At 55.0% G+C, this 8,252-nt stretch carries 3 protein-coding genes; all 3 read right to left on the bottom strand.

All coding sequences use genetic code 11. The annotated features are described in order from the left end of the window. Positions 1–718, bottom strand: a 718-nt coding sequence (locus MXE39_RS11335; protein WP_246978782.1) for a DEAD/DEAH box helicase family protein, incomplete at its 3' end; no start/stop codon positions are given. Positions 719–958: 240 nt separating this feature from the next. After that, a complete protein-coding gene (locus MXE39_RS11330) occupies positions 959–1,369 on the bottom strand; it encodes a hypothetical protein (RefSeq protein ID WP_246978781.1) in 411 nt (136 codons plus the stop codon). 494 nt (positions 1,370–1,863) lie between these two features. Continuing rightward, the gene (locus MXE39_RS11325) at positions 1,864–7,752 is read right to left on the bottom strand and encodes a hypothetical protein (RefSeq protein ID WP_246978780.1); all 5,889 of its coding nucleotides are present in this window, start codon (positions 7,750–7,752) and stop codon (positions 1,864–1,866) included. Positions 7,753–8,252: the final 500 nt, after the last annotated feature.

Below are 8,252 nucleotides of genomic sequence, written 5' to 3'. Positions count from 1 at the left end.
CAAAGCCGTTTTCTCCGGTCTGCTTTTCAGCGATCTTCAGTGAGGTAAAGGTCTTACCGGTACCACAGGCCATGATGAGCTTGCCGCGATCGTTTGTTTTCAGACCTTCGATAACGTCTTTGAGAGCGTCCTGCTGGTATGGCCTTAAGGTGCGCCTGTTGATTACTACCTTGCCAGTCTTATGATAAACAGCCCAGTCAATAACGGAGTTAGCCAGCGCCTCACGAGCTACAATCTCAACAGGAATAAACTGTTTTTCCAGCTCTTTTTTCAGGTTTGCTGACCAGTTGCTGTTGGTCGCAAAGACATAGCGGCACTTGCACCAGCCTGTATTTGATGCTGAAAGGAAGGAGTCCAGTTCCGCTTTTGGCACCACCGCATCTTTAGCATAGAATTTACACTGGATGGCGCTGTAGGTTACCTGACCGTGCTCGCCTGGAGCAGCATCGGTTGCCACAAGGTCAATACCTATATCATTGGCATCGTAATCGAACTCTGGATGAGCTTTGGCCCACTGAGCCCAGGTCTGAACCTCGGTGAATAAATCCTTATAGGTTGGTTCATTGCGCAGGTAATCAAGAATCAGATTCTCAAATCTTGTGCCCTTATCGCGCGGGCCGGGAGATATTTTGTCTATCCATTCAAGCAGATCGTAGAAAGCCTGGATGTTATCCGGCTCCTGAGCCTCTGCTTTGTCCCTGGTCTCATTTATGCTCATCTACAGTTCCTCACTGGTATGTTTGCGGGCTTTTTACTGATTTATTTCAGCCAATTGAACAGGCAGTAAATTCGCTCTGAAAATGCCTGCTGTTCGGTCAGCTCATTCCTGATAACAGCAAGGCCCGTCATGTTGCCATGACGGGCCTGTGCTGGTGGCGCGGGCGCTGCCCGGCTTCGTGTTTGTGGCTGCGGCGCTGGCGCTGCAGCCGGGGCACGGCCTGTGGCCGTGGCCCTGGTATTACTTGTCGCCGATGACGTAGGCCGGGCCGGTCAGGCGTACAAACTGAACTTCCTGGTAGCCGTCCTCGTTTTCCTTAGGCAGGTAATCGGTGAACTTGAGGTTGCTCTTGACCCAGCCGCGCTTGACCTCATCACGGTCGGCAGGATTGAGGCCGCAGTCATGATAGATGAAAACGTCATGAATATCATTGGCGCCCTTGAGCAGTACCGGGCCTTCCTCACCTGGCATAAAGACATACCAGCCCTCGGTAACCCACTTGGTCTTGTCTATACGGGCGTTAAAAGCAACGGAGCAGTCCTCCTGAGTGCCGTTCTTGATGTCAATACGGACATCAGCCATAGCCTGACCGGCCATCAGTAAAGTTGAGGAGAGTAATACAGCTGCAACAGTTTTCTTCAGTAAGTACATTGCTAAAACCTGCATATGAAAAGCATTCGACGAACATGTCCGCGCCGTCCTGCAGGGATAAAATCCAACCATCCTCAGGAGCGGCTCTGCCCGTGGAAACGGCCCCTGTCAGGCCCCGTTTCCTGCTGGAAATCTGATTCATCAGAAGCACTGAGCTGACGGGCTGTAAGGCAGCACACTCAGCCGGCCATGAAATTACGGACTGCAGGATGATCCTGCGACCTTATGTGGCCCGGGCTTCCGGTATAAGCGCATTTGACAGGCAATTAAGTGACATAAGGGCATATTTACCGCCCTGAGCATTACGAGCCTGCGGACTTTGCTGATTGTAGCATTACCCGGCCCAATTAACTCAACTTTTCTTGTCAAAGCACCTTATGGTGCCGCTGCAGTGCAGCATGGACCAGGGCCTCTGCGCCTGGCCAGGGTATGGCCGCCAGGCACGGGCCTGACGGCCGTGGCCGGCGTGGCCAGCTGTGGCAGGGCGGGGCGGGTCAGACCTTTTTGAGGTCGAGGCACTGCTGGTACATCTCATTGATGAGATCGGTGGTGATGTAGACGATGGCGCTGTCGCCCTCGCCCTCAAGCTCCAGCACAGGCTCGTCGTAGACCTCAAAGGCATATTCGTTGAGGGCCTCGATGCAGTAGTTGCCCGAGAGCAGGCCGTGGCTTACACATATGCCGTTGAACTCGGAGAAGACCATGGCATCAGTGCCCTGAATGGCAATGGCTTCAATGACCTCTCTGGTTTTGGCATTGAGCATGGAGTTAATTGGGTGGGTTGATTCTGATACCACCTGGCCCTGTTCGCTGGTATGGGCCGCTGCGGCGCTGCGCTCACGGTCCTGAGCTTCGGCCACAGCGCCCTTCTGACCTGCTGAGTGCAGCTGCTGGTTCTGCTCAATGGCCTGGGCGCCCTGCAGGGCACCACTGACATAATTGCTGTTGTCAGGGCTCAGTCCGGCGGCAGCAGCGGCGCCCACAGCCGAGGCTGCTGCCGATGCGGCGGCCGGGGCGGTGCTGTCATAGCCGCCATAACGGGCGCTGTCAAACTGCTCCTGCTGCCTGGCCATTTCCTCATCACGAAGCTGGGTAATAACTGCCTGCACCTGCTCACTTTCGGCAAGCTTGGCTTTAACTTTCTCCATGTCCAGAGTCAGAGGCTTTTGGCTCTGAGGAATGAAAACACTGCTGCGCCAGCTGTGGCTGCCCGGAGGATCCATATATGGCCGGCCGTCAGCACGACGCCTTTCTTCAGCAAGACGGCGGGTACGGGCCATATTGTCACGCATCCTCTTATTGCGGGCACTGTCGTACTCGCCATTTTCAAGCGCACGGGCAAAGGCTGCCAGATCACCCTTTGGAGCCGGGTCGTGTCTTGCAGCTGCTGAAGATAAGATAACTGGCTCAAGGAACTGCAGGCGGCGCAGGATGGTGGTGTACTGAGCGCATGCCAGGTCAACAACAAAGCCCTTGTCTATTTCAAAGCCAAAGGCCAGAGCCAGCATCTGACGCAGACGGGTAGTACCTCTGTTACCCAGCAGGGCTACAGGCAGGGAGTAGCTGGAATCAAAGACATCTTTGACCTTGAGCGGGCCCTCAAGACGGATAATACGGGCACAGCTGTCCAGATACTCACAGGCAAAGGATACACAGTCGTTATAGCGCTGCAGATGGTGGCAGCTTACCACCTCATGGGCCAGCAGTGATACCAGACCCTGCTCATCAGAGACAGGCAGCAATGAGTTCATCAACTCCAGTACCACGTAGGCGCAGTACAGGGAGAAAAGGAAGTCATCGTAGGCTGACTTCATGCTGGCATCCTGGTACAGCTGCGGAATACTGAGAATACGGATATGGCTGATGGAGCGGCGCAGCACATTAAATGAGGTGCCGGTGGTATTGGTCAGATAGTAAGGCACTACCTGCACACCTATTGAGGAGCTCAGCAGTGAGCTGACCTCAGGCATATGGCCAATGCTGATGCCCTTAGGGAAGCCTATGTGGTAGGCATCATTTACCTGCAGAGCAAAGCGGCGCAGAGCCTCAAGACGCTCAGGCCAGTCACGGTTTACCGCACAGTCAACAATAAAGCGGTTGTAGGCAATGCCCGGAATAAAGTATTCCCTGATGTAGTTGCTGGCAATGCGCTGTGGAATCAGTCCGAGCTCACGGCTGATATCAACCTTGCCCTGAATGCGGTAGAAACGGCTGTGATCAGAGCACAGCACCTTTCTGAGCACAGGAACCACGTATTTGTCATAAAGATTGCCGGTGAACTCGTCGGCAAAGAGCGATCCTTTGCCAAAGACATAATCCCACTCAGGAGAAAGCAGATGATTGAGCTTTTCCTGATTGTCATCATTCTCAACCTCTCCTGTGTAGGCACCGGCAAGATCTACGGCACGACGGGTGGCGCAGTACTCAAGGAAAAGGAAATTAAGCCTGGAAATGACACGGGCTGAAGAGCGGCGCAGCTCATCACTGTCCTTGCGGCCGGTACGACCACCATTGATGAGTAGCCCAAGGCGCTCAAGCAGATGCTCAAGCTCATACATGAGATCAGAAACAGCAATGCCCTCGGCGCTCAGACCGTCGGAGACATTGCGGGTAATCTGATCACTCATGGACTGCAGCACAGAGTGATTTGGTCTTATTACGTCCTCAAGCTCGGCAATGACCTCAGGCTGAGCCTTGCGCATGGCTGCGGCATCGCCAAAACGTATCCTGCCCCTGCCACTGTCAACAGCCTGGTCAGCATGCAGCGCACGGGCCCTGTTCTTACGCGAGCTGGCTGCACCTGTGGTACCGGCCTTGCTGCGGCCCCTGCCAGCTGATGCCTTTGCAGCCGCTGCACCAGATGCAGCAGCTGCATCATCATGAACTTCTGAGCTGATACCGGTCCCGGAAAACAGAGCCAGAGGCTCCTCGGAAACATGGGTGTAATCGTCGCTTAAACCAAAACGGCGGGCATAATCCTGATAAATGTCCTCGCGCTCAGCTTCCTCGTCAGCAAACTTCTGTTCGTCCTTCTTGCGTCTGATACGGCGGGTAGCTGAATACACAGGCACGGCGTCATCAAGGTCCATGCTCTCAACGCCCTTGCGCAGATCCGAGGCCATCTTCTGTGCGGCATCCTCGTCGTCCTGGGCGGCATCAGCCTGAGCTGCGGAGGCTGCGGCTGCGGCAGCGGCAGGTGCAGCTGCCCCTGATGGCGCTGCAGCGGCAGTGCTGGCGGCGGTGCTGGCACAGGTGGCGGTGCCGGCGCCCGGGTCGGAATATTTCTGGCCCAGGGCCTGAGCTACGGCAACACCCAGATCCTGGAACTCGTCCTTGAAGATGTTGGAGCGGTAGTGGCGAATCTGGTTGCTTTCCATGCTGGTAGGCGAACGGGCGCCCTGCCACAGTATGCTCAGAGCCTCACGGAATGCGGCCAGCAGGTTGCTGCCAATGCGCAAAAGCTCGCCTGGCTGCATCTGCTCAAGGTGCTCTGTAAGGGCATCAATGGCATCGGTAAAGGCCTGAGTGCGACTGTCGCCCTGGGCACGCTTCATGACGTTGCAGGCAGTAATACGGGCAACCTCAATGAACTCGGCAGGTGAGAACAGCTCATGGAAATAGAAGGCTGGCAGAGCATTGCCCAGCTGCTGCATGGCCTTGGTGATCATGAGGTCGCCACGGGAGTTGAGGGCTTTGACAGTGCGCAGATAAATATTGAGATTCTGGTCGCTCAGAACCAGACGGGCATCTTCATTGCCCGGACGGTGCGCCTCATGGTACAGGGCTGTGGCAATGGTACGGATCAGCACTACCTTGAAAAACGGTCTGTTCTTGATCGTATTGCGCATCAGGACCTTGAGGGCATAATCAGCACTGAGATCACAGCGGCTGTCGGTGAACATGAGCAGGTTGAGTGCCAGCAGGGTATAGAACTCCTCAGGAATATCAACCAGACGTGATCCGTACTTGTTGATAATGCGTGAGAGGTAGATATTGATGGCATAAGGCTCATGACGGAACAGAGCGCAGTAAAAGAGCTCATTGTTGAAATGAGTTACCGGGTTTTGCAGATGGCGGTCAAAGTAGTAGAGGCTGTGATAGAAAAGGAAAGGCACAGGATTGCAGTTGTTAATGAGGAAATCATTAAGCACGGCAATCTCAAAAAAGCGCTCTACAGTCTGCTCGTCGCTCACGCCATTACTGTCGAGAATGGACGGAGCAGCTGAAGGAGCAAAGAAACGGCGCAGAATAAACTCAAAGCCCAGCACCTTGTTCAGGCGGGGCATCTGCTTGAGCGGGCTGTAAATGAACTGCTCGAGGTTGGATCCGTAGTCACTGTTGATGGACGGACGTACCCGGACCGGATCATTGGCTACCTGATCGGCATTTTCAGCCCATACCAGATAGTTGTGCACCATCAGATTGACGTAATCTGAGGTGTAAGGCACCACGTGGAAGGCCTCATCAGAAAGCACATTGGCAATGGGTACGGCACTTGGGTTGCGACGGGCCTTTTTAGGCGAGCGGCTGTCATCCTTGAACAGGGAAGGATCAACCTCAGCTGAAGTCGAGCGGCTGCGTCCAGGCTCATTGTTTCCGGCACTTACAGGACAGCTGACAGTCACAAGACTTTCATGGCTCTTGCCCTCACGCACCGAGGCGGCGGCAGCTTCGGCATTGCGCGCAACTGCCGGACTGCTTCTGCCAGCAGCGGCGGCTGCAGCATGAGCCTGCTCGGCATTAATGCAGGCACGGCGGGCCAGGGCATCAGGAGTTGCAAATGAGACAGTGTTAATCAGCTCATGAGTACTGGCATGACTTTCCCTGTACATGGCCTGGCGTAAGGCATTGTCGGCCGTCCTGGCCCAGGCAATGCGATCCTGATCACTTGGCCCGTTGCTGACAAAACTCTCCTGAGAATATGGGCTGCCATCAACAAGGCCCGAGGCAGCTGTGCCTGCACCGGCGGCTGCGCCCGCACCGGCAACAGCGCCCGCACCGGCGGTGCTGTCGCCAGCGGCGCTGTCACCTGCGGCGCCAGCTGCGCTCTCTGCTCCGTCTGTACCAGCTGCGCCGTCTGCGCCCTCGACGCGGGTAAAGCCACCGGTGAGCTTAAAGGCAGTGATAGCGCTGTTTTTCATCTGCAGCGCAGTGGCCGCATCGTCCTGACGGCCATCGCAGACGTAAAGCACCAGACGGGTTGAGGCAAAATCAGGAATGGTCAGACGGGCCTGATGGTCTACCATCAGACGAGACTGCAGATCCTGCATCATGGAGGAGATATTGCTGTCATCACTGACATCAACAGAGGCAAGGCGGCGGATAAAATCCTGGTTGTAGCCCGGGCGTGCCTGCAGCAGGATCTCACGGTTAAAAGAGGTGTTGTTAAGCTCAAAATCCCTGTCGCTTTCCTGAGAGGACCAGGTAATAAAGTCTTTGTACATGCCTTTGACACGGGCACGGCGCTGATTGAAGCTCAAAGAGCCCAGAGGACGCTGACTGACAGGGATATAGCTGCTTGGCTGTACCGATGGGGCCGGGGCTGAGGTAGGAGTGGATCCGTAGGTGGCCGGGGTATAGACAGCATAGCGCTCACGCAGCAGACGTGCATAAGGGAAGTCCTCAGGTATGGATATTTCCACCTTGGAGGCACCTACAATGCGTGAGACCAGATTGATGATTTCGACTATCTGCTCTTCAGTCCACTCAGCTGGCTTGGGTGCAATGTACTTGGGATTGCTGAAATCGTAGAAGAAAGAGCCAAATTCGCAGACGAAGGAGAACAGCGATTTGATATAGCGCTCAGCATCACGCGGCAGCAGCATATCCATAATGGCCGAGTTGAGCACCATGCGCTGATTGGCATCCAGAGGGGCAGACTGAGCAGCACCCAGAAACTCAAAGACATGCAGCATGATATTGTAATTGGCCAGCTTGGTGCGGGCACGCATGATGATGTCCTTCTCATTGTTGGTCAGAGAAGTCTTTTTGAGATTGGCAATACGCTGCAGATCGTAAATATCCTGATCAAGATTGAGATCAGGACGGGGAGTAAGGTAAATGCTCTGATATATGCTCAGATTACGCGGTACGGCCAGGGGCACCATGCTGATGCCGGCACGCAGCATAATGCTTACCACGCGGTACAGATACTCGGTGGAAACTATCATGCTCTTTTCATCATAGTCCCCAGGCATCAGGATAATCTTGAGGGCCGCACAGAGATCCTTGAACTTTACCGTGTAGATACCCTTGTTGCGGGTAATGCCGGCAATGCGGTCAAGAGCACGGGCAAAATCGCCAGGCAGGGGCTCCTTGCGGTTAATGCGCTGAACAATGGTGTCCAGCTCATATTCTCTGTTATCGCCTTTTAGAGTACTCATGAAAACCTCATTCTGACCACTTGCAGTCTGCCCTGCTTCATAAATGCGCCCACCGGCACACCAGTAGAGCCTGCGCCCCAGCCACTGCCCCTACAGTGGCGCAGCTACGGGCCGTGCCCGTGTCACAGCGCCCTGTAAAGGGAGCATCTGGATACTGAACATTAGATTCTACCGAATGGACCTGATTAATATGAGTGCCATTACGAATTAAACTCAAAAAAGTGCACACTGTGCACAAAGTTGCAATACAGAACTCACGGTCAGACCTGAAGCTGTGCTATGATTAACGGTTCCGCCTGCCATGCCAGCAAACCATTGCCCCGTCAGCGGGCACCGTACCCCACCGCCGCCGCAGCGTTGGTGCAACGCCGCATAAGCCCGCGCCGCCCACCTGCCTCCACCACGGCACAATTCTCCCGTTCTGGCCACGCGGCCGTTAATCTCCCCTGCCAGCCAGAAATCGCCCAGGCTCCCGTCCAGTCCACACGTCCGCCTGTCTC

Source organism: Anaerobiospirillum sp. NML120511 (assembly GCF_023050955.1).
In the GTDB taxonomy this organism is placed as follows: domain Bacteria; phylum Pseudomonadota; class Gammaproteobacteria; order Enterobacterales; family Succinivibrionaceae; genus Anaerobiospirillum.
Note: the sequence above shows the minus strand (reverse complement) of the source record. Positions and strands in the feature narration are given on the sequence as shown.

Coding starts and splice junctions, on each gene's coding strand:
- MXE39_RS11330 (WP_246978781.1), bottom strand. CDS start 1,369: ATGTACTTACTGAAGAAAACTGTTGCAGCTGTATTACTCTCCTCAACT.
- MXE39_RS11325 (WP_246978780.1), bottom strand. CDS start 7,752: ATGAGTACTCTAAAAGGCGATAACAGAGAATATGAGCTGGACACCATT.